This is a genomic window from Streptomyces sp. SID8352 (assembly GCF_009862265.1).
Lineage (GTDB): Bacteria > Actinomycetota > Actinomycetes > Streptomycetales > Streptomycetaceae > Streptomyces.
This window is the reverse complement of record NZ_WWGX01000104.1, coordinates 290,030-313,280: the sequence shown is the minus strand read 5'-3', so window position 1 is coordinate 313,280 and position 23,251 is coordinate 290,030. Positions and strand designations below refer to the sequence as shown.

Genomic DNA, 23,251 nt, shown 5'->3' with positions numbered 1-23,251 from the left:
TTCTCTTCTTCCGGGGGCTCAACGGGCGCGGACGGGAAGCCGGGTCAGGGCGATCCCGATGCCGCTGGCCAGCAACATGCCGACCAGGACCAGGAGCCCGGGGACGTCGGAACCGGTGCCGTCCTTGAGGTGGCCGAGCAGCATCGGGCTGAGGAACCCGCCGAGCAGGCCGATGCTGTTGATGAACGCGATTCCTCCCGCGGCGGCCGTCCCTGACAGGTATGCCGACGGCATCGACCAGAACACCGCGTACGCGGACCAACTGCATGCGGTCGAGATGGTGAGGGCGAGCAGAGAGAGCGGGAGGTTGCCGCTACTGAACGCGGCGACCGCCATCGCCAGCCCGGACAGGATCGCCGGGATCGCACTGTGCAGCCGCCGTTCTCCCGACCGGTCGGAACGCCTGCTCACCACGAGCATCGCGAGGATCGCGGCGGCGTAGGGCACCGCGGAGAGCAGTCCGATGGTGGTGAGGCTTTCGACTCCGTTGCCGGCCAGGATCGTCGGGAGCCAGAAGATCGCCGCGTACATCCCGCCGATGAGGCAGAAATAACTCACCGCGAGCCCGTATACGCGGGGGTCGCGCAGCACCTGGCGGAACTCGTGCTCGGTCCCGGACGTCGTCCCGGCGCCGAGGTCCCGCGCCAGTCGGCTCTTCTCGTGTTCATCGAGCCAGCGCGCCTGTGCGGGCGAGTCGGCGAGGGCCTTGTACACGACGAATGCGAGCAGGACCGTCGGTACCCCTTCGAGGAGGAACATCCACTGCCAGCCGGAGAGACCGCCGACGCCGTCCATTCCGGTCATGATCCACGTTGACACGGGCCCACCGACCATCGCGCTGAGCGGCCCGGCGAGCATGAACACGGTCATGGGCGTGGCCAGCAGTCGCGACGGATACCAGAAGCCGAGGTAGAAGATGATGCCGGGCGCGAAGCCCGCCTCGAACACTCCGAGGAGGAACCGCAGGACGAGGAAGCTCGTGGTGTCGTTCACGAACATCATCGCGCTCGAGGTGAGGCCCCACAGCACCATGATCCGGACGATCGTCCTGCGGGTGCCGATCCGGGCCAGCAGCAGGTTGCTGGGAACCTCGAACAGGACGTAGCCCAGGAAGAAGATGCCCGCACCGAGGCCGTACACCGCTTCGCTGATCCCGATGTCCTCCGACATCTGCAGCTTGGCGAACCCGATGTTGACGCGGTCCAGGGCCGCGAACGTGTAGCAGACCAGCAGCAGGGGCAGCAGCTTGCGGCTGATCTTGCGGTACAGCCCGTCCTGTCGGGTGACCGGTCTCTCCCCGACATCGGTGGAATGGCTCATGGTGTACTCCCTCCCGGTCCGCCGGGTCCGGCGTCCTCGTGTCGGTAGAGCATTGACCTGGGGCCCCGTGCGGCCTGAGAAATGATGGATACTGCCTCCGGAGGTCCGGTGAGTGATGGATTCGGACAAGTTGCTGGATGAGACCGACCTGGCGTTGGTGGACGCCCTGCAGGTCAGCCCGCGGGCGAGCTGGGCGAAGCTCAGTGAGGTGCTCGGTGTCGCCCCGGTCACGCTGGCCCGCCGCTGGCAGCGGCTCGTGGACACCGGCGCCGCGTGGATCAGTGTCGCGGGCAGCGACGCGCACTCACGTGGTGCGATCGTGGAGTTCGTCTGCGCGCCCGGCACGGAGATGACCGTGGCGGCGGAGCTGGCGAGACTCCCCTACGCCAGCACGGTCGGGATCACCACCGGCGACTACCACGTGTATGCGAACATCGTCGCCTCCACGCTGGCGGCGACCACCAGGATCCTGCTGCAGGGCCTGCCCCTGTCGTCGCACGTGCTGCGGACGCGCAGCCACGTGTTCGGCAGCCTGTTCGGTGGCATGGTGTGGCGACTGGGCGTGATGAACAAGTCGCAGACCCAACAGATCCGCGAGGCACTCGGCCCTCCGCAGCACGAGGCCCGACCGCTCGGCGTGCTGGACCGCGCGCTGTTCCTGGCCCTGGGCCACGACGGGCGGCGCACCTACACGGAACTCGCAGAGGCACTCGACACCACCCCCAAGGCGGTTCAGCGCCGCCTGAACCGGCTCGAACGCAACGGCGACATCGCGTTCCGCTGCGATGTCGCGCGCGCCCTGGCGGGCTGGCACACGATGGCCCTGCTGTGGCTGACCGTCCCCGACGCCGAACTGCGGACCGTCGGCAACCGCATCGCGGGCTGGGCGGAGACCCGGATGTGCGCGGCCGTGGCAAGCCCGACGAACCTGGTGGTCATCCTGAACCTGCGGTCGTTCGAGCACCTGGAGGAGATCCTTCTCCGGATGGCCACGGGCATGCCCGGAGTGACGGTCACCGAACGGCGGTTGGTCCTGCGACAGGTGAAGATCTACGGCCGCCTGGTGGACGAGGAGGGGCGGAGCACCGGGGTGGTCCCGCCCGATCCGTGGGCTGAACCACAGCGGTGACGCGCAGGGGAAGGAGGCCGGCGGGCAAGGGGTGCGGGCCTTGCCCCCGCGGGGCCGGACCTGCCCGGTCCGGGCGCCGGGGGGGCGCGGGATGAGATCGGTACACCTGTGGGCGAACCGAACCGTCGGGCGACGCGGTTCGACGAACCCGCGTGCCTCCCGGCCCATCGCCGGACGTCAGGTCCCGCGCTCCGACACCCCTGGGACATCCGGAGGCCGGACCACCCTCAAAGGGCAACCGCCCCTGCCTCCACAAACCGGACCCGTAACCTTGGCGCTATTCTCCGGAGAAGCCGTTATGGAAGAGGACGCACACCCTCTCCGTATGGATGCGCATATCTGATTCCGCGACAGGAGAAACAGTGCGCCCCATGGGCAAGGAAATTGGGGTGTGTCACCGAATCCGCGTCGGCCCGGAGCACGGCCAACCACCTTGTGCTATCATGACGACCAGTTGCAGTAGTGGTTCCCACAGCTTTAATTGTCCTCACTGAATCATCATCCCGGTGAGAGCTTTTTGGTTTCCGGTTTCTTCCGGACGGGGCAATCATCACGGCGACACTGTGTCCGTACAGTGCGGGCACAGGACACCGCCCCGAAGGAGATATGACATGGCTACCGGCACCGTGAAGTGGTTCAACTCGGAAAAGGGTTTCGGCTTCATCGAGCAGGACGGCGGCGGCCCCGACGTGTTCGCCCACTACTCGAACATCGCCGCTTCGGGCTTCCGCGAGCTGCAGGAGGGCCAGAAGGTGAACTTCGACGTCACGCAGGGCCAGAAGGGCCCGCAGGCGGAGAACATCGTTCCCGCCTGACGCCGACACGTCACACAAGAGCTGGGGCCCGCACCTGAAGGGTGCGGGCCCCAGCTCTTCTGCTTCACGGGTTCCCTCTTCCGCAGCGACTGCTCCACGGACAGCGGGAGCAACGCGGACAGGGTCGGGGAATCGCCCCCAATGAATCACGGCAAGGAGAAGGCCGTCATTTGTTGCGGCATGCGGATATCTTCGGACAGTCCCTTCCCCGGTCGCAGCAACGGGAAGTTCCGTTCTTCTCGATCTCGTTTCTTTTCTTCGGTTCGTACTTGCGATTCTCCCTGCGGATCACCGCTGCGGGAATTCCTCGATGCGCACCGTATCGAGGAAGGTTTGGCATGAACCGCACCACCCGCACCACCCGTACAAAGGACCGCTACTCCCGCGCCGGCGGCTCCACCGGCTCCTCACCGAACGGAGGCTCCCGTTCGCACAACTCGCGTTCCTCGGGCGCGGGCCGCTCCGGTGGCCGCGGGCGCCGTCCCGCGCCGCAAGGGGAGTTCGCGCTGCCGGTGACCATCACGCCGGCACTCCCCCCGGTCGCGGAATTCGGCGATCTCGACATGCCCGCCCCGCTGCTGGCCGCCCTCGGCACCGAAGGTGTGGCCGTCCCCTTCCCGATCCAGGCGGCGACCCTCCCCAACACGCTGGCCGGCCGGGACGTTCTGGGCCGCGGCCGCACCGGCTCGGGCAAGACCCTGGCCTTCGGCCTGGCGCTGCTGGCCCGCACGGCGGGCAGGCGCGCCGAGCCCCGGCAGCCGCTGGCCCTGGTCCTGGTGCCCACACGGGAGCTGGCCCAGCAGGTCACCGACGCGCTCGCCCCCTACGCCCGGCCGCTCAAGTTGCGGACAGCCACCGTGGTCGGGGGCATGTCGATCGGCCGGCAGGCCGGCGCCCTGCGCGGCGGGGCGGAAGTCGTCGTCGCGACCCCGGGACGCCTCAAGGACCTGATCCAGCGCGGCGACTGCCGCCTGGACCAGGTCGAGATCACCGTGCTGGACGAGGCCGACCAGATGGCCGACATGGGCTTCATGCCCCAGATCACCGCGCTCCTCGACCAGGTGCGCCCCGGCGGACAGCGCATGCTGTTCTCCGCCACCCTGGACCGCAACGTCGACGCGCTGGTGCGCCGCTACCTGACCGACCCGGTCGTCCATTCCGTCGATCCCTCGGCCGGTGCGGTCACCACGATGGAGCACCACGTGCTGCACGTCCACGCCACCGACAAGCACACCGCCGCCATCGAGATCGGTGCGCGCGAGGGCAGCGTGATCATGTTCCTGGACACCAAGCACGCCGTCGACCGCCTGACCAAGGATCTCCTGCGCAGCGGTGTACGCGCCGCGGCGCTGCACGGCGGCAAGTCCCAGCCCCAGCGCACCCGAACCCTGCAGCAGTTCAAGACCGGGCACGTCACCGTGCTGGTGGCCACGAACGTCGCCGCCCGCGGCATCCACGTCGACAACCTCGACCTCGTCGTCAACGTCGACCCGCCCACCGACCACAAGGACTACCTCCACCGCGGCGGCCGCACCGCGCGCGCCGGAGAGTCCGGCAGTGTCGTCACCCTCGTGATGCCCAACCAGCGCCGCGAGATGACCCGGCTGATGGCCGACGCCGGCATCACCCCGCTCACCACCCAGGTGCGCCCCGGCGATGCCGAACTGAGCCGTATCACCGGCGCCCGGACCCCGACGGGCATCCCCGTCACCATCACCGCACCGGCCCCCGAACAGCCCAAGAGCCGCCCGTCCGCGTCACGCGGCCGACGCAGCGGGACCGCCCGGGCCCGACGCGCCGCCGCCACACCGCGCAAGACGCCCCGCGCCTCCGGTCGGCAGACGTTCGGCACATCCACCTGAGGGGCCTGCCACCGCCCACCAGACCCGTCCCCGTGATCCACGGCTCAACGTCAACCTGTGAGGCATCATGCGCTGTGTCATCGCCCGTTTCCCCTTCAACTTCATCAAGAGCGAAGTGCTGGAATCGATGAAGGACGTCAAACCCGAGGCCGTGACCGGTGAGTCCGTCATCATCGGCCGTCGCACCTACCCGGTCAAGCAGGTCGGTGAAGTCCTCACCGGGCAGGATCGCCGTGACTTCTCCGCCGCCGAGGTCACCCGGGCGATGAGCCGCCTCGGCTTCACCTGCCGCCCCGCCCCCGAAGCCACCCCGGCACCGGCCCTCACCAAGCTCCAGACGGCGGCAGCCCTGCTGGGAACCCCGGCATCCACGTAACCGCCGCGAGCACAGGTCGCCCATCGCCGCTCTCAAGCGGGCGGCCCCCACGCCCTCGCCCCTCCGCCGGCCTTGAGGCCGGGGAGGGGCCGGTTGCGTCCACGACCGCTGGAGCGGCGGCTCCGTCCTCGTCCCGCCGACGGGTCAGCGGCGGGCCACCGCTGGAGGCTCCGGCCGGGGCCGGGCGGTTGGTGCCGACCCTCGTGCTCCTGGCGGCGCAGGTCGACCGCTCCGGCCGGGGCGGCGGTCGGGCAGTCGACGAGTTCGGAGTCGACACCGGCCGTCCTCGGCCTGCTCGGCGCCTCCGCGCGGGACCGGTCAGGGGTCGCTGCGCCCACCTCCGCGCGCCAAGGCGACGGCAATGCCGTCCAGGACGGTCTCCAGGCCCGCGGTGAACCGGGCCTCCAGATCCCAGGGCCGGGCACCCGCGGCCATCGCCCGGGCGAGGCGGGGGAAGTCGGAGAAGTCGTCCGGAGGCCCAGTCGATGTGCCGGGCCCGGTGGAGGCTTCACTCGCGACCAGGGTGAGGGCCACCCCCTGCACATAGGAGGCGAACGTGAACATATGACGGAACGCCTCCGCAGGCTCCAGGCCGAGCCCGTCGAAGGACGCGAGCGCGCTCTCGCTGTCGGCGGCCACTCCCCGACCGAGCCGGCCACGGGTGGACATCATGACCTGCGGCAGGATCCAGGGGTGGCGGAGGTAGAGCTCCCAGTCCCGCCGGGCTGCCCGCCTCAGCCCTTCACGCCAGCCGTCCGCAGGGGTCTGCGGCGGAGGAGCCTCGTTCTGCGCGGCCTCCACCATGCGTGCGAGCAGTTCGTCCTTGGACGGAACGTGCCGGTACAGGGACATGGTCGCTGCCCCCAGAGCCTCTGCCACCCGGCGCATCGACAGCGCGTCCAGCCCCTCGGCGTCCGCGATCCCGATCCCGGCGCCCACGATCCGGTCCACGGAGAGGGGGGACTCGGTGTCAGGGGGCGCGCCGGAGGCCGACCCCGGAAGGCCGGGGCGCCCGTCCGGTTCGCCGTACCCCGCGCTGCGGGCCCGGTACGCGCGTGCCTGGCAGGCACGCGAGCAGTACTGGCGCGGACGTCCTCGCGCCGCGTGGTCGAACGACGTGCCGCAGCAGGCGCATCGCGCACCGCCCGCCGTACCGCCGCCGTCTCCCTCCGCCGCCATCCCGGCCTCCCTTTTCGTCACACCGCCAGGTCGTGACGAAATTCTAGCGCAACAGGATCCAGGCGCCCACCTCGCATCTTTAAAGCCTTCGTTGACTTTCTACACTCTCGCGTATGCTGTACGCGGCCGTTCGGAGCGAAGCCTTCGCATGGGGTGAATCCCGGCCGACGCACAGATCCATGAGCCGAGAGAACGAGGCGGACCGATGAACGGGACAGTGAAGGACCGCGTGCCCGCACGCGCCGGACGCAGGCAGTGGGCGGGGCTGGCCGTCCTGGTCCTGCCCTGCGTGCTGGTATCGATGGACATGTCCATCATGTTCACCACGCTCCCGACCCTGACCGCCGACCTCCGGCCAAGCAGCTCCGAGCTGCTGTGGATCATGGACGGCTACGGCTTCATGCTGGCCGGCCTGCTGATCACCATGGGTACCCTCGGCGACCGGTTCGGCCGCCGCCGTGTCCTGCTCTGCGGAGCTGCGGCCTTCGGCCTCGCCTCCGCCCTCGCCGCGTTCTCCACCACCCCGCAGACGCTCATCGCCGCCCGGATGCTGCTCGGCGTCGCGGGTGCCACGCTGGCCCCTTCCACCCTCTCCCTGATACGCGCGATGTTCCACGACGAGAAGCAGCGCACCACCGCCGTCGGCGTGTGGACGGCCGGCTTCGCCGGCGGCGCGGTACTCGGCCCGATCATCGGCGGCCTCCTCCTGGACCACTTCTGGTGGGGTTCGGTATTCCTGGTGAACACCCCCGTGATGGCACTGCTGCTCGCCCTCGGCCCGCTACTGCTGCCCGAGTTCCTCGACCCCTCTCCCGGCCGCTTCGATTTCGCCGGCGCCCTCCTCTCCCTCCTTGCCGTCCTGGGCGTGATCTACGGCATCAAGTCAGGTGCGGAACACGGCTTCAGCACTCCGGCACTGCTGTCCCTGGCCGCGGGGACCGCCTTCGGCCACGCCTTCCTGCGCCACCAGCGCCGGAGCCCCTACCCCATGCTCGACCTGGGGCTCTTCCGCGAACGCCGCTTCAGCGTGGCTCTCGGCATCGACGCACTCGCCACCTTCGGCATGGTCGGCTTCTCCCTGTTCAGCTGGCAGTTCCTGCAACTGGTCCTGGGCATGAAGCCGTTCACGGCAGCCCTGTGGACGCTGCCCACCTTCCTCGTCATGCCGGTCGGCATCGCGCTTGCCACCATGGCCGCTCCACGCTTCGGCAAGGACCGGGTGATCACCGCCGGACTGACCATCGCCGCGGCCGGGTTCATCCAGCTCGCCTTCACCGGCGCGCACAGCGGCGCCCCGCACATCGTCACAGGCATGGGGATCGTGTCGATCGGCATCGCCGCCGTCTCCGCCGTCGTCACCGAGGTGATCGTCTCCGCCGCACCGTCCGAACGAGCCGGGGCCGCCTCCGCCATGGCCGAAACCTCCGCCGAGTTCGGCGGAGCCCTCGGCATCGCGATCCTCGGCAGCATCGGCGCCGCTCTCTACCGGGCGGACGTCACCGCGACGGCCCCCGGCTCACTCGGCCCGGCACAGCTGGAGGCGGCAGCCGCCACCCTCGGCGGTGCCGTCGACCTCGCCGCGGATCTCCCGCACTCGGCCGGGGCCGCCGTGCGCGACAGCGCCTTCGCCGCCTTCGCCCACGAGACCCGTATCGCGGCCATCGTCTGCGCCGCACTGGCAGCGGCGGGCGCACTGCTGGTGGCCACGGCACTGCGGCGGCCCCGCACCCATCCCTGACCGGTTCCCTCCGATGCGCCTCCCAGACCGCCGGCTCCACGACGACGTCGTCGTACGACCCCATCAGGGTTCGGTCGGGGCGAGGACACCTGACCGGTTCCCGTACTCGCGGCGGGCCCTGCGCCGGGCCGGGACCGCCGGGAGGCGCTGGCCGCCGCCGACCGGCCGGCAGCGGGCGGGGAGACGATGTGCACGACCGCGACGGCGGTGACGCGGGGGATGCAGCCCGGGCCGCGTCGTACGGTGACCCCTGATCGGGCGCCTCCCGGCCTCGAACGATGAGTGGGTGTGGGGCACGGTCGTTCCGGCTCCGCTGCCCCCTGTGCGTCGTCCGTACGGCGCCGCCCCCCTCTCCCCTCTCCCCTCTCCGCCCGGCCCGGCCCGGGATCCGCCGCCGGGCCGGGCGGGCGCCCGGCCCCGGTCGTCCCCGGGCCTCCGGACGGTATAAAGAATTCCTATGACTGGGGGAACGCGCTTCGCGGTTAGGCTCAGGGCTCACTCAGCCGGGGCCGAGATCTGGGCCTTCCGCATTTCGCAGCGCAAGAGGAGTCCACCCGTTGAACGCGATGTGGCGCGTGAATCCGAAGAACACGGCACTGCTCGTGATCGACATGCAGAACGACTTCGTTCTGGAAGGGCATCCGATGGAGGTGCCGATGGCACGCCGACGGATACCGCAGATGCAGGAGGTCATAGCCGAGTGCCGGGCCGCCGGAATTCCGGTCGTCTACAGCCGGCACGTCCTTCTCGACACGTTCAACGTGTCACCGCTGGAATCGACCTACAACCCGGCGCTGCTCACCGCGGGAATGCGCAGCGATACGCCCGGGGTGGAAATCGTCGACGACCTCACGCCGGAGCCCGAGGACGTCGTCATCCCGAAACACCGCTACGACTTCTTCCACAACACTCCGCTCGAGACGGTGCTGACCAGTATCTCGGGCCTGCGCCAGGTGGACACGGTCATCATCATCGGCACCCTCACCGAGGTCTGCTGCGATTCGACGGCGCGCAGCGCGTACATGCGCGATTTCAAGGTCGCATTCGTCGCGGACGCCACCGGTGCGCGCAGCGAGGCCGCGCAGAAGGCCACGGAGGAGAACATCGGCACCTTCTTCGGCCGGGTTCTCCGGACCCGGGAGCTGGTCGCTGAGATCCGCGAAAACACGGAAGGAAGAGCGGCATGACGACAAAAGAGTACGACGTCCGCTATGAGCGTTCCGCGGTACTGCTGCTTTCCCTCGGATTCGGTCTCGTAGGCCTGGACCGCTGGATCATCAGTCCGCTCTTCCCCTCGATGATGAAGGAACTCGGGCTGGACTATCAGGACCTGGGGAACATCATCGGTGTTCTCGGTCTTGCCTGGGGCGCTTCCTCCCTTCTCATGGGCGGTCTCTCCGACCGGCTGGGACGGCGCAAGATCCTCGTCGCGTCAATCGCGTTCTTCTCGGTCTGTTCGCTGCTGACCGGACTGGTCGGCGGACTCTTCAGCCTGCTGATGGTGCGCGTCATCATGGGCGTCACCGAGGGCGCCTTCACCCCGACGGCGGTGGCGGCCACGGCGGAGGCGTCACGTCCGCAGCGGCGTGGGCTGAACATGGGCATCCAGCAGAGCACCTTCGCCCTGTTCGGCGTGGGTCTGGGCCCCATCATCGCCACCCAGCTCCTGCGCATCCTGCCGAGCTGGCACTGGGTCTTCGGCATCATGCTGCTGCCCGGACTGGTGCTGGCCTGGTTCGTCTTCCGGACCATCCGTGAGCCGCACCAGCTCCCCGCCTTCGAATCCACGATCGTCGCCGCTTCCCCCGGCGAGAAGCCCCGCTGGCTGGACGTCTTCCGCTACCGCAACATCCGGCTGGCGATCCTGGCCCTGTGCGGCGCGATGACCTGCATCTTCGTGCTCAGCGCCATGGTGCCGAGCTATCTCGTCGACCACCAGGGCATCGGCACCACCCAAATGGGCGTCATCGCCTCCGGCATCGGATTCGGCGCCTTCGCCGGCCAGCTCGTGATCCCCGGGCTCTCCGACCGGTTCGGCCGCAAGCCCGTGGTGGTCGCCGCGCTGCTGATGGCCATGGCGATGCTGGTCGGCTTCATCTTCCAGGGCCCGGTGGTGCCGCTGCTGTTCCTGCTGCTGTTCTTCATCGCCTTCGGCGCCAACGGCTGCCTGGCCCTGCTCGCCGGCACCATCACCGTGGAGTCCGTGCCCGCCGGGCTGATGGGCGCCGCCGCCGGCACCGTCATGGGCGTCGCGGAGATCTTCGGCGGCGGTGTGGCCCCGTCCGTCGCCGGATACCTGGCGCAGAACCACGGCATCGAGACCGTCCTCTACCTGGCGCTGGGCGGGCTGGTGCTCTGTGTGGTCGCCGCGTCCTTCCTCCAGGAGACGGCGCCGAAGAAGGCCGACCTCGCCGACCCGGCCGACCCCGTCGCCAAGGCGCCCGCCGGAGCCTGACCGGCCCATCGCCCCGTCCTCGTACCCCGTCCCCGGGCCCCTTTCCCCGGGGGCCGGCGCCCGGACCGGACGCCCCGCGTGAGAACGCGGGGTCACCCGGCTCCGGGCGCTTCGGCGTCCAGGAAGCGGGCGATCGACGCGGCGAAATCGTCGCTCACACCGTGGTCGCGTCCGGCGTCGCTGATGCCGACGGTGACGTTGATCTCCGGCAGGAGTCCGGGCAGCGGTGTGGCGGGCAGGTCGGTGCCGCAGCGCTCCCGGTCGGCGAGGACCACCCCGGTAGGCACGACGGAGATGCACTCGCCCAGCCGGATGAGGGCGTGCATCGTGCGGTAGTCGTCCACCACGTGGAAGCGGGAGATCTTGTAGTCCTCGATCAGGGTCGTGGTGATGCGGGCGTGGTGCGTGAGCACCGGGTTGTCGAAGAGGACGAACCGGTAGCGGGAGAGCAGCTCGGTCAGGGCGGGGGCGCTGTGCTCCTCCAGGACGGTGCCCGGCGGGTGGACCAGCGCCATGTCCTCGGTGCCGATGACCTCGGTGTGGAACGGGTGGTCGGACTCCGTGGAGTAGAAGAACGCGGCGTCGAGCTGGTTGAGTTCCAGCAGGTCGATGAGGGTGGTGGCGGGCCGGCTCGTGATCCGGAACTCGTCGGCGCCGTAGGAGCCGAGGGCGGTGCTCACCACGGCCCGCACGGAGCGTTCCGAGAGCCAGTTGTCCACGCCGAACATGACCTTGTGCGGGTGCCCGGCGACCTCGTCGAAGCTGCGGGGCCGGGCCGGGTCCTTGGTGCCGAGGACGGCGGAGGCGTTCGACAGGTCGCGGATGAGCGTGGCGGCGTAGGGCAGGAAGTAGGCCCCCTGGGGGGTGAGCACCACCCCGGTCCAGCCGCGTTCGAACAGGGCGAAGCCGAGGCTCTCCTCCAGTCGACGCAGCCGTTGGCTCATCGTCGGCTGGGTGACGTAGAGGCCGGCGGCGGCCTTGGAGATGCTCCGGTGCTTGGCCACCGCGAGGAAGGAGTGAAGGGCCTCAAGGTCCACGAATGCCCCGCTTCGGTCATGTTCGGCTTGGTTGATAGGGACCCTACTTCCCCGCGGGTGTCTTGTGGTCTGCCGCAGGTCACGGTTTCGCGTGCCGCGCGCGCCGTGAGGGTGGGCCGGGGCGGGACCGGTGGCGCTGACCGCGGTGGGGATCCGTCGTGTCCGTCAGATGGTGTCCGGCCGACCTGCTCAGCGGCACCTGCTGGACAGCCTGCCCGTCCAGGTCCCCGGCCGGCTCCGGTCCGATCGCGTGACGCGGCGGCCCGCACCCTCCCGCGAGAAGTTCCACCGGCCGACCCTCGGGGCGGCAGGCCACCCGGGCACGGGCCCGGTAACACCCTGAGCAATCTCACCCCGCTGACGAAGACCGGGAACTCCAATCACCTCCACTACGCCGAGAAGAACGTGAAGGACGAGATCAAGGCGGGGAAAATCGTCGAGTACGAGGTCAGAGCATGCTACGGAACGGTGACCGGGGCGGATCTGGGTGCCACGGGGCAGGTGGCGGTCGATATCGACAACAACTACTCCGCGCTGATTCCCGAGCGCCTGGAATGCGACATCCAGGTGTACGACGCGCAGGGCACGTGGCAGTACGGAGAGAGCTGGATCGTGCACAACACCAAGTGACGCCCCGGAACGGCCCGGTTCGCCGCGGCACGGACCATGGGCTCTCTCCGTCCCGTCGACACCGGTCGGGGCAGTCCAGTGCGGGTCGCCCGAACCGGAACGGAACCGCCCCGCCTCCGGAACACCCTTGTCCGTCAGGCGGCTCATCGCACCGGGCAGTCGCGGGCTCCGCCGACTCCGCCAACGAATACGACCGCGCCTCCGGCGGATGCAAGGCGTGCACGCGGGACGGGGCGGCGGCTGACCGGAGCACGCCGACCGGACCGGTTCAGCTCTCGCTCACCCGAGGCCGTTCGGGTCCGTTCCCGCGCGTTCGAGGGCATTCCGCGACCCGATCGGGTCATATGAGGAGGGATCAGGTTCTTCCGGAGGCCCGTTCCGGGACGATGCGCGAGGGCCGCGACCCCGCGGACCGCTCGCCCCCGCATCCTGGGGAGGACTCCATGAGACACCGCGCAGCCCTGCTCTGCGGCGCCGCCGCCCTCGTGGCCGGCTCGTTCACCGCCGTTCCCGCCGAGGCCGGAGCGTCCACCTCCGTTCCCGTCGCCACGCCCGCGCCGGTCGACTGGAAGGCGTGCGGCACCGACGGCCACCCGACGCTCCAGTGCGCCTCGCTGGCCGTGCCGCTCGACCACGCCCGCCCGCGCGGCGAGCGGATCACCCTGGCGCTGACCCGTGTCCCGCACACCGCGAGGACGTTCCAGGGCCCACTGCTGGTCAACCCGGGCGGCCCCGGCGGCAGCGGACGCGGACTCGCCGGGTTCGTGGCCTCCTCACTGCCCGGGGAGGTGGCCGCGCAGTACGACGTGATCGGCTTCGACCCGCGCGGCGTGGGCGCGAGCGAACCGGCCCTGGACTGCGCGCCGGGCCACTTCGCCCCGGTGCGGCCCGGGTCCGTGCCCGCCACCCCGTCCGTCGAGCGGGCCAACCTGGCGCGGGCGAGGTCCTTCGCCGACGCGTGCGGCACCGCGTACGCGAAGCTGCTCCCGCACATGAGCACGGTCGACGCGGCACGCGACATGGACGCGATCCGCGCGGCCCTCGGCGCCTCCCGGATCAACTACTTCGGCTACTCGTACGGCACCTACCTGGGCGCCGTCTACGCCAGGCTGTACCCGGAGCGGGTGCGCCGCCTGGTCCTGGACTCGGTCGTCGACCCGGCGGACGTCTGGTACGACGCCAACCTCAACCAGGACCGCGCCTTCGAGGACCGCCACCGCGCCTTCATGGCCTGGATCGCCCGGAACGACGCCGCGTACGGGCTCGGCAGGGACCCGGACCGGATCGGGGCGCGCTGGTACGCCATGCGGGAGGCGCTGGCCGAGCACCCGGCCGACGGCAGGGTGGGCGCCGCGGAGGTGGAGGACACCTTCCTGCCCGGCGGCTACTACGACGGCTACTGGCCCCACCTGGCGGCGGCCTTCGCCGCCTACGTCAACGACGGGGACACCGGGCCCCTCGTCGGGATGTACGAGGCCCTCGGCGCCCAGGACGCTGCCGGGGACAACGGCTACAGCGTCTACACGGCCGTGCAGTGCGCCGACGCCCGCTGGCCGCGCGACTGGCGCACCTGGCGCGCCGACAACGCCGAGGTGTCCCTGAAGGCACCGTTCATGACCTGGAACAACGCCTGGTACAACGCGCCCTGCGCCTTCTGGCCCACCGCGCCACGCCGCCCGGTGGACGTCGCCAACCGCGCGCTGCCCCCGGCCCTGCTGTTCCAGGCGACCGGTGACGCCGCCACTCCGTACGAGGGCGCCGTCACCACGCACCGCCTGCTGCGGGGTTCCCATCTGGTGGTCGAGGAGGGCGGCGGCAACCACGGCGTCACCCTCAGCGGAAACGACTGCCTGGACGGGCATCTGGCCGCGTACCTCGCCGACGGGACCGTGCCGCGCGGCCGGGGCGCGGGCGGGGAGGCGGACGCGGTGTGCGCGGCGGCGCCCCAACCCGAGCCCCTGACGGCGAAGACGGCGTCCGCCTCCTCGCGCGGCTCCACTCTGCACGGGCTGCTCGGCGTCCGGGGCTGACCGGCCGGCCACGGGGATCCTGCCGGGAGCCCCGGACGGGCCGGCGGCTCGGGAACGGCCGACCGGCCCGCTTCCCGTACCCGGCAAACGGGTCCAGGGTCCCGGCCCCCGCTGCCGACGGGCCCCGCAGCCGCCGACGGGCCACGCCGTCGACGGGTCCTCAGCGCGGCCCCGGGATGCGGTCCAGGGCCCGTACGGCCGCCTCGGCCAGCGCGGGGTGGGCGAGGGCGTCGCGGAGGACGGGCACGGCCCGCTCGTCGCCCAGGGCGCCGAGGCCCTCGACGCAGGCGAGGGCCACCCGGCGGTAGGGGTCGCGCGGGCCGAGCCGCCTCTCCAGAGCGGTGATGAGCGCGGGCACCGACTCCGGGGCGCGCAGTTCGGCCAGCAGCCGCACCGGATGCAGGGCGTAGGCGACGCGCAGTTCGTTGGTGGCGAGCGTGGCGGCGGCGCGGGCGGTGCGCGGATCGCCAAGGCGGGCGAGGGCGTACGCGGCGGCGGCGCAGCGCGGCGGATCACGGTGGTTGAGCAGCAGGATGAGCGATTCGAAGGCGCGCCGGTCGCCCGCGGCGCCGAGCCGGAACGCGGCCAGCTCGCGGGCCCACAGGGGCTGCCCCTGTTCGATGAGCACGGCGGCCAGTTCGTCGTGGTCCCCGGTGGCGGTGAGGCGGTCGTACTCCGCCGTCCCGCCCGACTCCATCCGTAAGCGCTCCGTGAGCGCGCGCGACTCCTCGTCCATGGCATCGAGGTTAGGCCGGTCACACCCGCCGTGGGAGCCACGTCACGAACACGGGGGGCTGGCGCGCTCGTTACCCGCCGGTTAGGCTCGGACGAGCGGGTCATCCACTCGTACGCACTCCCCATGGCGGTCCGGTGACGCGGCCGCCATGAGCAGGTCCGGTACCCAAGCACGGGTGTGCGCCGGGCGCCCCAGGCGCTCCGGGTACCGCAGGACGGCATGGCCCCGGGACAGGGCCGGGCCGGAGGCCGCCGGGCGGGCGCACAACACGCCCCCGGCTGCACGGACGGACACGCCGGGGCATCGGCGCGTCCCCCACCCGCACTCCCCCTCCCCCGCACACGTCCGGCGCTCCCGCGCGCCGGGGTGTGTTCCCGTCGTCATCCCCTCCTGGAGTCCCGTGATGGCCACTCCCCCGTCCGACATCGCCCTCTCCCCGCCCCGCACCGTCGCCGTGGTCGGCCTCGGCACCATGGGCACCGGCATCGCCGAGGTCCTGGCCGTGGCCGGCCGTGACGTCGTCGGCATCGACATCGGCGAGGCGCGGACCGCCAGGGCCCTCGCCGTGCTGGAGTCCTCCACCGCCCGCGCCGTGGAGCGCGGGCGGCTGACCGATGCGGAGCGCGCCGAGGCGCTCGCCCGGGTCCGCACCGCCACCGATCTGCGGGCGGCGGCCGACGCCGATCTGGTGATCGAGGTCGCCCCGGAGTCGTACGAGGTCAAGCAGGAGATCTTCCGTGAGCTGGACCGGATCGTGCGCCCCGGGACCATCCTGGCGACCGGCACCAACGCGCTGTCCGTGACCCGGCTGGCCGCCGAGTCGGCCCACCCGGAACGGGTGCTGGGCCTGCACTTCTTCAACCCGGCGCCGGCCATGCGGCTGGTCGAGGTGGTCTCCTCGGTGCTGACCTCCCCGGACGCCGTCGAGGTGGTCACCGGTCTCGCCCTGGACCTCGGCAAGGAGCCCGTCGCGGTCGGCGACCGGCCCGGGTTCGTGGCGGACGGGCTGCTGTTCGGCTACCTCAACCAGGCGGCGGCGATGTACGAGTCGCGCTACGCGACCCGCGAGGACATCGACGCCGCGATGCGCCTCGGCTGCGGTCTGCCGATGGGGCCGCTGGCCCTGTTGGACCTGATCGGCGTGGACACCGCACGCACCGTCCTGGAGGCCATGTACGCGGCCACCCGCGATCGGCTGCACGCGCCCGCCCCGGTCCTCGGCCAGCTCAGCGAGGCGGGGCTGACGGGCCGCAAAGCGGGCCGCGGCTTCTACACCTACGAGGCGCCGGGCGGTGCCACCGTGGTCCCGGACGCCTTGACACCACTGGGGGGCGGCCCCTCGGTGGCGGGCCGCCCGGTGCGCGTGGTCGGTGTCGCCGGATCGGGCACCATGGCTTCGGGCATCGCGGAGGTCTTCGCGGTGGCCGGGTACGAGGTCGTGCTCGCCGCCCGGAGCCTGGAGCGGGCGCGCGCCGCGAGGGACCGGGTCGCCGCCTCGCTGGCCCGCTCGGTCGGCAGGGGACGGCTGTCCGCCGAGGCGGCGGCCGGGACCCTGGAGCGCATCCGCCCGACGGACGCCTACGACGACTTCGTGGACGCCGACCTGGCGGTGGAGGCGGTCGCCGAGGACCTGGAGGTCAAGCGGCAGGTGTTCGCCGCCCTGGACAAGGTCTGCCGGCCCGGCGCCGTCCTGGCCACGACCACCTCTTCGCTGCCCGTCGTCGCCTGCGCCCGCGCCACCTCGCGCCCGCGCGACGTGATCGGCATGCACTTCTTCAATCCGGCGCCCGCGATGCGGCTGGTCGAGGTGGTGCGCACGGTGCTGACCTCCGACGAGGCGCACGCCACCGTCCGCGAGGTCTGCGCCACGGTGCGCAAGCACGCGGTGGACTGCGGGGACCGGGCCGGGTTCATCGTGAACGCGCTGCTGTTCCCGTACCTGAACAACGCCGTGAAGATGGTCGGGGAGCACTACGCGACGCCGGACGACATCGACGCGGCGATGCGGCTGGGCGGCGGGTATCCGATGGGCCCGTTCGAGCTGCTGGACGTGGTCGGCCTGGACGTCTCGCTGGCCATCGAGCGGGCGCTGCACCGCGAGTTCCGGGATCCGGGGCTCGCCCCGGCCCCCCTGCTGGAGCATCTGGTGGCCGCGGGCTGCCTCGGCCGCAAGACGGGCCGGGGCTTCCGCGAGCACGCCCGCCGCTGAACCGCCGGGCCCGCCCCACCCCCGGGCGGGCCGCCGGGCGGCGGGTTCCGGCCCACCGGGGGGTGGGGCGGACCGCTCGGTCCGCCGGGGCCGTCCCGCCCCCGGCGGACGGGACGGCCCCCGGTTCCGCGCACCGGTTGACGCCCATGCAGTACGTTCGGTGCATGTCCCAGCCCGCCAAGTCCTCACGTACACCAGCCACGCCCGACGCGCCGGAGAGCGCGGCCGGCAGCAGGGCCGCCGCCCAGCGGCTCAAAATGCGCCGGGAGCTGGCGGCGGCGGCGATGGAGCTGTTCGCGACCAAAGGGTACGAAGCGACCACCGTCGACGAGATCGCGGCGGCGGCCGGCGTCGCCCGCCGCACGTTCTTCCGCCACTTCCGCTCCAAGGAGGAGGCGATCTTCCCGGACCACGACGACACCCTGGTCCGCGCCGAGGCCGTGCTGAACGCGGCGCCCGCGCACGAGCATCCGCTCGACACGGTGTGCCGCGGCATCAAAGAGGTCATGAAGATGTACGCGGCCCGGCCCCAGATCTCCGTGGCCCGCTACAAGCTCACGCGCGAGGTGCCCACCCTGCGCGAGGCGGAGATCGCCTCGGTGGCCCGCTACGAGCGCCTGTTCACCCGCTATCTGCTCGGCCACTTCGACGAGCACGCCCACGACGACGACTCCAACGACGACCCGCTGATGGCGGAGGTGGCCGCCTCCGCCGTGGTGACCGCCCACAACCACGTTCTGCGGCGCTGGCTGCGCGCGGACGGACAGGGAGACGTGGAGGCCGAACTGGACCACGCCTTCGCGATCGTCCGCCGGACCTTCGGCACCGGCATCGGCGCCGGGCGGGGTGCCGCGCCGTCGCGGCCGGCCGCCGCCTCGGCATCCGCCGACGGCGAGGTGCTGGTGACGGTGGCGCGCACCGACGCGCCGCTGCACGAGGTCATGCGCGCCATCGAGCAGGCACTGAAGGACCGCTGAGAGGCATCGGACGACCCCTCTCCCCGTGATCACGGCCACCCCTGCGGGTGGCCGTTTTCGTATGTCCGGGGCCGATTTCCGCCCTCTTGGAGATCACATTCGATCGATCATCGCTCATCCGTGAGGTAAAGAATTCATCTGAGCGCCATCTTTGACACTCAGTGCCTTGCGGAGTGGCACGGCGTGTCATACGTTGAAGGTGTCCGGGCTGTCCCCGCGAGCCATCTCCCGCGTGCCCGGCGCCTGCGTCACAGGCACCCCTCACGCCCCTCGCGCGCCACCCGCGCGCCGGCGCACACCACCCCGCCGAACCGATGGCATCCCCCGCACCGATCACTCAGCAGGAACCGAAGCACCCCCAGCGCCCCTCCCTCTGGGCGCCCACCGCCGGAGGCACCACCGTGACCATGAAGGACATCCTGGACGCGATCCAGTCGCCCGGCTCGACGGCAGCCGACATCGCCGCACTGCCCCTGCCCGAGTCGTACCGCGCGATCACCGTGCACAAGGACGAGACGGAGATGTTCACGGGACGCGAGACCCGCGACAAGGACCCCCGCGAGTCACTCCACCTCGACGAGGTGCCGCTGCCCGAACTGGGCCCCGGCGAGGCCCTGGTGGCCGTCATGGCCTCGTCGGTCAACTACAACTCCGTGTGGACCTCGATCTTCGAACCGCTGCCCACCTTCGGATTCCTGGAGCGCTACGGCAGGGTCAGCGAGCTGACCGGCCGCCACGACCTGCCGTACCACATCATCGGCTCCGACCTCTCCGGCGTCGTCCTGCGCACCGGCCCCGGGGTCAACGCCTGGCGGCCCGGCGACGAGGTGGTCGCCCACTGCCTCTCCGTCGAGCTGGAGTCCTCCGACGGCCACAACGACACGATGCTCGACCCCGAGCAGCGCATCTGGGGCTTCGAGACCAACTTCGGCGGCCTCGCGGAGATCGCCCTCGTCAAGTCCAACCAGCTCATGCCCAAGCCGGGCCATCTGAGCTGGGAGGAGGCCGCCGCGCCCGGCCTGGTCAACTCCACCGCCTACCGCCAGCTCGTCTCCCGCAACGGCGCCCAGATGAAGCAGGGGGACAACGTGCTGATCTGGGGTGCCAGCGGCGGTCTCGGCTCCTACGCCACCCAGTTCGCGCTGGCCGGCGGCGCCACCCCGATCTGCGTGGTCTCCAGCCCCCGCAAGGCCGAGATCTGCCGCCGGATGGGCGCCGAGCTGATCATCGACCGCAGCGCGGAGGGCTACCGCTTCTGGCGGGACGAGCACACCCAGGACACCCGTGAGTGGAAGCGCTTCGGCAAGCGCATCCGCGAACTCACCGGCGGCGAGGACGTCGACATCGTCTTCGAGCACCCCGGCCGCGAGACCTTCGGCGCCTCCGTCTACGTCACCCGCAAGGGCGGCACCATCGTCACCTGCGCCTCGACCTCCGGGTACGACCACCAGTACGACAACCGGTACCTGTGGATGTCGCTCAAGCGCATCATCGGCTCCCACTTCGCCAACTACCGCGAGGCGTGGGAGGCCAACCGCCTCGTGGCCAAGGGGAGGATCCACCCGACGCTCTCCAAGGTCTACTCCCTGGAGGACACCGGGCAGGCCGCCCACGACGTGCACCGCAACGTCCACCAGGGCAAGGTCGGCGTCCTGTGCCTCGCCCCCGAGGAGGGCCTCGGCGTGCGGGACACGGAGCTGCGCGCCCGGCACGCCGAGGCCATCAACCGCTTCCGGAACATCTGAGGGGCGCGTCATGAGCGAACGCCAGAAGGACCGTCCGTGGCTGATGCGGACGTACGCCGGCCACTCCACGGCCGAGGCCTCCAACGAGCTGTACCGGCGCAACCTGGCCAAGGGCCAGACCGGTCTGTCGGTCGCCTTCGACCTGCCCACCCAGACCGGCTACGACGCCGACCACCTCCTCGCCCGGGGCGAGGTCGGCCGGGTCGGGGTGCCGGTCGCCCACCTCGGCGACATGCGCCGCCTGTTCCGGGACATCCCCCTGGAGCGGATGAACACCTCCATGACCATCAACGCCACGGCCATGTGGCTGCTGGCGCTCTACCAGGTCGTCGCCGAGGAGCAGGGCGCGGACCCGGCCCTGCTCCGAGGCACCACCCAGAACGACATCGTCAAGGAGTACCTGTCCCGGGGCACCCATGTCTTCCCGCCGGGCCCCTCGCTCCGCCTGACCACCGACATGATCGCGTACACCGTCTCCCACCTGCCCCGGTGGAACCCGGTCAACATCTGCAGCTACCACCTCCAGGAGGCGGGCGCCACACCCGTCCAGGAGATCGCCTACGCGATGTCCACCGCCATCGCCGTGCTGGACGCGGTCCGCGACTCCGGGCAGGTGCCCGAGGAGCGCATGGGCGAGGTGGTCGGCCGCATCTCCTTCTTCGTCAACGCGGGCGTCCGCTTCGTCGAGGAGATGTGCAAGATGCGCGCCTTCGGCCGCGTCTGGGACCGCGTCACCCGCGAGCGGTACGGCATCGAGGACCCCCGGCAGCGCCGCTTCCGCTACGGCGTCCAGGTCAACTCCCTCGGGCTCACCGAGGCCCAGCCGGAGAACAACGTCCAGCGGATCGTGCTGGAGATGCTGGCGGTCACCCTCTCCCGGGACGCCCGCGCGCGGGCCGTGCAGCTCCCCGCCTGGAACGAGGCCCTCGGCCTGCCCCGGCCCTGGGACCAGCAGTGGTCGCTGCGCATCCAGCAGGTGCTGGCGTACGAGAGCGACCTGCTGGAGTACGGCGACCTGTTCGAGGGATCGGCGGTGGTGGAGGCCAAGGTCGAGGAGCTGGTGGCCGAGTCGTCCGCCGAGATCGGGCGCATCGAGGAGATGGGCGGCGCCCTGGCCGCCGTGGAGTCGGGCTACCTCAAGTCCCGGCTGGTCGCCTCCCACGCGGAGCGCCGGGCCCGGATCGAGTCCGGCGAGGAGCGGATCGTGGGGGTCAACGCCTTCGAGGGCACCGAGCCCAGCCCGCTCACCGCCGATCCGGCCACGGCCGTCCAGACCGTGGACCCGGCGGTGGAGGCCCGGGTGGTCGAGTCGCTGCGCCACTGGCGCGACACCCGCTACCAGCCGCCGTTCAACCACCCGCGCCCCTGCAAGGCCCTGGAGCGGCTGAAGGAGGCCGCGCGCGGCACCGGTAACCTCATGGAGGCGACCCTGGAGTGCGCCAGGTCCGGCGCCACCACCGGCGAGTGGGCGGGCGCGCTGCGCGAGGTGTTCGGCGAGTACCGGGCGCCCACCGGCGTCTCCTCGGCACCGGTGGCGGTCGCCGCCGAGGAGGGCTCGGCGCTGGCCGGGGTGCGCCGCAAGGTGGAGCTGACGGCCCGGGAGCTGGGCGTGGGCAAGCTGCGGTTCCTGGTGGGCAAGCCGGGCCTCGACGGGCACTCCAACGGCGCGGAGCAGATCGCCGTGCGGGCCCGGGACGCCGGGTTCGAGGTGGTCTACCAGGGCATCCGGCTCACCCCGGAGCAGATCGTGGACGCCGCCCTCGCGGAGGACGTGCACGCGGTGGGCCTGTCCGTGCTGTCCGGCTCGCACACCAGGCTGGTGCCCGAGGTGCTCGAAGGGCTGCGCGCGGCCGGTGCCGCCGACATCCCGGTGATCGCCGGTGGCATCATCCCGAAGGGCGACTCCGACGGCCTGCGGGCCGCCGGAGTGGCCGCCGTCTTCACCCCGAAGGACTTCGACATCACCGGCATCATCGGCCGCATCGTCGACGAGATCCGCACCGCGAACACGCTCGAACCCCTGGAGGTCCCCGCATGACCAGCCCCGCTCCCCAGGTCGACCGCCTGCGCCCCCGGCGCTCCTGCCTGGCGGTGCCCGGCTCGAACCCGCGCTTCCTGGAGAAGGCCCAGGGCCTCCCCGCCGACCAGGTCTTCCTGGACCTGGAGGACGCCTGCGCGCCGCTCGCCAAGCCGGAGGCACGGCACACCGTCGTCAGGTTCCTCAACGAGGGCGACTGGACCGGCAAGACCCGCGTGGTGCGGGTCAACGACTGGACCACCGAGTGGACGTACCGCGATGTGGTGACGGTGGTGGAGGGCGCCGGGCAGAACCTGGACTGCCTCATGCTGCCCAAGGTGCAGGACGCCCAGCAGATCGTGGCCCTGGACCTGCTGCTCACCCAGATCGAGCGGACGATGGGCTTCGAGGTCGGCCGCATCGGCATCGAGGCGCAGATCGAGAACGCACGCGGTCTGAACAACGTCAACGAGATCGCCCAGGCCTCCCCGCGCGTAGAGACGATCGTCTTCGGCCCGGCCGACTTCATGGCGTCGATCAACATGAAGTCCCTGGTCGTGGGCGAGCAGCCGGCGGGCTACCCGGCGGACGCCTACCACTACATCCTGATGAAGATCCTGATGGCCGCCCGTGCCAACGACGTGCAGGCCATCGACGGCCCCTACCTCCAGATCCGCAACGTGGACGGCTTCCGCGAGGTGGCCCGGCGCGCCGCAGCGCTCGGCTTCGACGGCAAGTGGGTGCTGCACCCGGGCCAGGTGGAGGCGGCCAACGAGGTCTTCTCGCCCACGCAGGAGGACTACGACCACGCGGAGCTGATCCTCGACGCCTACGCCCACCACACCTCCGAGGAGGGCGGCAGGAAGGGGTCCGCGATGCTCGGCGACGAGATGATCGACGAGGCGAGCCGCAAGATGGCCCTGGTCGTCTCGGGCAAGGGACGGGCCGCGGGGATGCGGCGCACCTCGGCGTTCGAGATCCCGGAGGGCTGAGCGC

Annotated in this window: 18 protein-coding genes; 14 read left to right on the top strand and 4 right to left on the bottom strand. The window is 71.2% G+C overall.

Annotation, left to right across the window (positions count from 1 at the left end; all coding sequences use genetic code 11):
- Window positions 1-18: 18 nt before the first annotated feature.
- On the bottom strand, window positions 19-1,320 hold the full coding sequence (locus GTY84_RS31225; RefSeq protein WP_161229761.1) for an MFS transporter: 1,302 nt from the start codon (window positions 1,318-1,320) through the stop codon (window positions 19-21).
- Between the two features lie 130 nt (window positions 1,321-1,450).
- Here GTY84_RS31225 and GTY84_RS31220 point away from each other — a divergent pair, with 130 nt between their 5' ends.
- From GTY84_RS31220 to GTY84_RS31205, 4 genes are all read left to right on the top strand, one after another.
- On the top strand, window positions 1,451-2,449 hold the full coding sequence (locus tag GTY84_RS31220) for an AsnC family transcriptional regulator (protein WP_237532829.1): 999 nt from the start codon (window positions 1,451-1,453) through the stop codon (window positions 2,447-2,449).
- Between the two features lie 611 nt (window positions 2,450-3,060).
- Window positions 3,061-3,264: a cold-shock protein gene (locus GTY84_RS31215; RefSeq protein ID WP_161229759.1), complete on the top strand. Its 204-nt coding sequence runs from the start codon at window positions 3,061-3,063 to the stop codon at window positions 3,262-3,264.
- A 338-nt stretch (window positions 3,265-3,602) separates the two neighbouring features.
- A complete protein-coding gene (locus GTY84_RS31210) occupies window positions 3,603-5,126 on the top strand; it encodes a DEAD/DEAH box helicase (protein ID WP_161229758.1) in 1,524 nt (507 codons plus the stop codon).
- A 67-nt stretch (window positions 5,127-5,193) separates the two neighbouring features.
- Window positions 5,194-5,502, top strand: a complete 309-nt coding sequence (locus GTY84_RS31205) for an SCO5918 family protein (protein WP_161229757.1) — start codon at window positions 5,194-5,196, stop codon at window positions 5,500-5,502.
- Window positions 5,503-5,820: 318 nt separating this feature from the next.
- On the opposite strand, the gene GTY84_RS31200 is transcribed toward GTY84_RS31205, so the two are convergent.
- Window positions 5,821-6,453, bottom strand: a complete 633-nt coding sequence (locus GTY84_RS31200) for a TetR/AcrR family transcriptional regulator (protein WP_345943586.1) — start codon at window positions 6,451-6,453, stop codon at window positions 5,821-5,823.
- Between the two features lie 433 nt (window positions 6,454-6,886).
- Between GTY84_RS31200 and GTY84_RS31195 the strand changes: the two genes are divergently transcribed.
- From GTY84_RS31195 to GTY84_RS31185, 3 genes are all read left to right on the top strand, one after another.
- A complete protein-coding gene (locus GTY84_RS31195; protein WP_161229755.1) occupies window positions 6,887-8,419 on the top strand; it encodes an MFS transporter in 1,533 nt (510 codons plus the stop codon).
- A 566-nt stretch (window positions 8,420-8,985) separates the two neighbouring features.
- Window positions 8,986-9,606 carry an isochorismatase family cysteine hydrolase gene (locus tag GTY84_RS31190; RefSeq protein ID WP_237532856.1) on the top strand — a complete coding sequence of 207 codons (621 nt, stop codon included), beginning with the start codon at window positions 8,986-8,988 and terminating at the stop codon, window positions 9,604-9,606.
- Entirely contained in the window at window positions 9,603-10,874 is a 1,272-nt protein-coding gene (locus GTY84_RS31185; RefSeq protein ID WP_161229753.1) for an MFS transporter, read from the top strand. The genes GTY84_RS31190 and GTY84_RS31185 overlap by 4 nt, the downstream gene beginning before the upstream one ends.
- Window positions 10,875-10,966: 92 nt before the next feature.
- Here GTY84_RS31185 and GTY84_RS31180 read toward each other — a convergent pair whose 3' ends face one another.
- Complete coding sequence (locus tag GTY84_RS31180; protein WP_161229752.1) at window positions 10,967-11,911, bottom strand: LysR family transcriptional regulator; 945 nt, start codon at window positions 11,909-11,911, stop codon at window positions 10,967-10,969.
- Window positions 11,912-12,316: 405 nt separating this feature from the next.
- Here GTY84_RS31180 and GTY84_RS31175 point away from each other — a divergent pair, with 405 nt between their 5' ends.
- Together GTY84_RS31175 and GTY84_RS31170 are read left to right on the top strand one after the other, a co-directional pair.
- A complete protein-coding gene (locus GTY84_RS31175) occupies window positions 12,317-12,541 on the top strand; it encodes a hypothetical protein (protein ID WP_161229751.1) in 225 nt (74 codons plus the stop codon).
- A gap of 443 nt (window positions 12,542-12,984) precedes the next feature.
- On the top strand, window positions 12,985-14,571 hold the full coding sequence (locus GTY84_RS31170; RefSeq protein WP_161229750.1) for an alpha/beta hydrolase: 1,587 nt from the start codon (window positions 12,985-12,987) through the stop codon (window positions 14,569-14,571).
- A gap of 160 nt (window positions 14,572-14,731) precedes the next feature.
- On the opposite strand, the gene GTY84_RS31165 is transcribed toward GTY84_RS31170, so the two are convergent.
- Window positions 14,732-15,307, bottom strand: coding sequence for an adenylosuccinate lyase (locus GTY84_RS31165; RefSeq protein WP_161229749.1), 576 nt, complete (start codon window positions 15,305-15,307; stop codon window positions 14,732-14,734).
- Window positions 15,308-15,710: 403 nt separating this feature from the next.
- On the opposite strand from GTY84_RS31165, the gene GTY84_RS31160 reads away from it, so the two are divergent.
- The 5 genes from GTY84_RS31160 to GTY84_RS31140 all read left to right on the top strand — a co-directional run bounded on the left by GTY84_RS31160 (window position 15,711) and on the right by GTY84_RS31140 (window position 23,247).
- Window positions 15,711-17,516, top strand: a complete 1,806-nt coding sequence (locus GTY84_RS31160; RefSeq protein ID WP_161229748.1) for a 3-hydroxyacyl-CoA dehydrogenase NAD-binding domain-containing protein — start codon at window positions 15,711-15,713, stop codon at window positions 17,514-17,516.
- Window positions 17,517-17,680: 164 nt separating this feature from the next.
- Window positions 17,681-18,493 carry a TetR family transcriptional regulator gene (locus GTY84_RS31155; protein WP_161229747.1) on the top strand — a complete coding sequence of 271 codons (813 nt, stop codon included), beginning with the start codon at window positions 17,681-17,683 and terminating at the stop codon, window positions 18,491-18,493.
- A 407-nt stretch (window positions 18,494-18,900) separates the two neighbouring features.
- Window positions 18,901-20,238: a crotonyl-CoA carboxylase/reductase gene (ccrA, locus tag GTY84_RS31150; protein ID WP_161229825.1), complete on the top strand. Its 1,338-nt coding sequence runs from the start codon at window positions 18,901-18,903 to the stop codon at window positions 20,236-20,238.
- Window positions 20,239-20,248: 10 nt separating this feature from the next.
- Window positions 20,249-22,276 carry a protein meaA gene (locus tag GTY84_RS31145; RefSeq protein ID WP_161229746.1) on the top strand — a complete coding sequence of 676 codons (2,028 nt, stop codon included), beginning with the start codon at window positions 20,249-20,251 and terminating at the stop codon, window positions 22,274-22,276.
- On the top strand, window positions 22,273-23,247 hold the full coding sequence (locus GTY84_RS31140) for a CoA ester lyase (protein ID WP_161229745.1): 975 nt from the start codon (window positions 22,273-22,275) through the stop codon (window positions 23,245-23,247). The genes GTY84_RS31145 and GTY84_RS31140 overlap by 4 nt, the downstream gene beginning before the upstream one ends.
- Window positions 23,248-23,251: the final 4 nt, after the last annotated feature.

Bases quoted from the DNA above. Each gene is read 5' to 3' on its own strand.
- GTY84_RS31225 (WP_161229761.1), bottom strand. From the start codon at position 1,320: ATGAGCCATTCCACCGATGTCGGGGAGAGACCGGTCACCCGACAGGAC.
- GTY84_RS31215 (WP_161229759.1), top strand. From the start codon at position 3,061: ATGGCTACCGGCACCGTGAAGTGGTTCAACTCGGAAAAGGGTTTCGGC.
- GTY84_RS31210 (WP_161229758.1), top strand. From the start codon at position 3,603: ATGAACCGCACCACCCGCACCACCCGTACAAAGGACCGCTACTCCCGC.
- GTY84_RS31205 (WP_161229757.1), top strand. From the start codon at position 5,194: ATGCGCTGTGTCATCGCCCGTTTCCCCTTCAACTTCATCAAGAGCGAA.
- GTY84_RS31195 (WP_161229755.1), top strand. From the start codon at position 6,887: ATGAACGGGACAGTGAAGGACCGCGTGCCCGCACGCGCCGGACGCAGG.
- GTY84_RS31190 (WP_237532856.1), top strand. From the start codon at position 8,986: ATGTGGCGCGTGAATCCGAAGAACACGGCACTGCTCGTGATCGACATG.
- GTY84_RS31185 (WP_161229753.1), top strand. From the start codon at position 9,603: ATGACGACAAAAGAGTACGACGTCCGCTATGAGCGTTCCGCGGTACTG.
- GTY84_RS31170 (WP_161229750.1), top strand. From the start codon at position 12,985: ATGAGACACCGCGCAGCCCTGCTCTGCGGCGCCGCCGCCCTCGTGGCC.
- GTY84_RS31165 (WP_161229749.1), bottom strand. From the start codon at position 15,307: ATGGACGAGGAGTCGCGCGCGCTCACGGAGCGCTTACGGATGGAGTCG.
- GTY84_RS31160 (WP_161229748.1), top strand. From the start codon at position 15,711: ATGGCCACTCCCCCGTCCGACATCGCCCTCTCCCCGCCCCGCACCGTC.
- GTY84_RS31155 (WP_161229747.1), top strand. From the start codon at position 17,681: ATGTCCCAGCCCGCCAAGTCCTCACGTACACCAGCCACGCCCGACGCG.
- ccrA (WP_161229825.1), top strand. From the start codon at position 18,901: ATGAAGGACATCCTGGACGCGATCCAGTCGCCCGGCTCGACGGCAGCC.
- GTY84_RS31145 (WP_161229746.1), top strand. From the start codon at position 20,249: ATGAGCGAACGCCAGAAGGACCGTCCGTGGCTGATGCGGACGTACGCC.
- GTY84_RS31140 (WP_161229745.1), top strand. From the start codon at position 22,273: ATGACCAGCCCCGCTCCCCAGGTCGACCGCCTGCGCCCCCGGCGCTCC.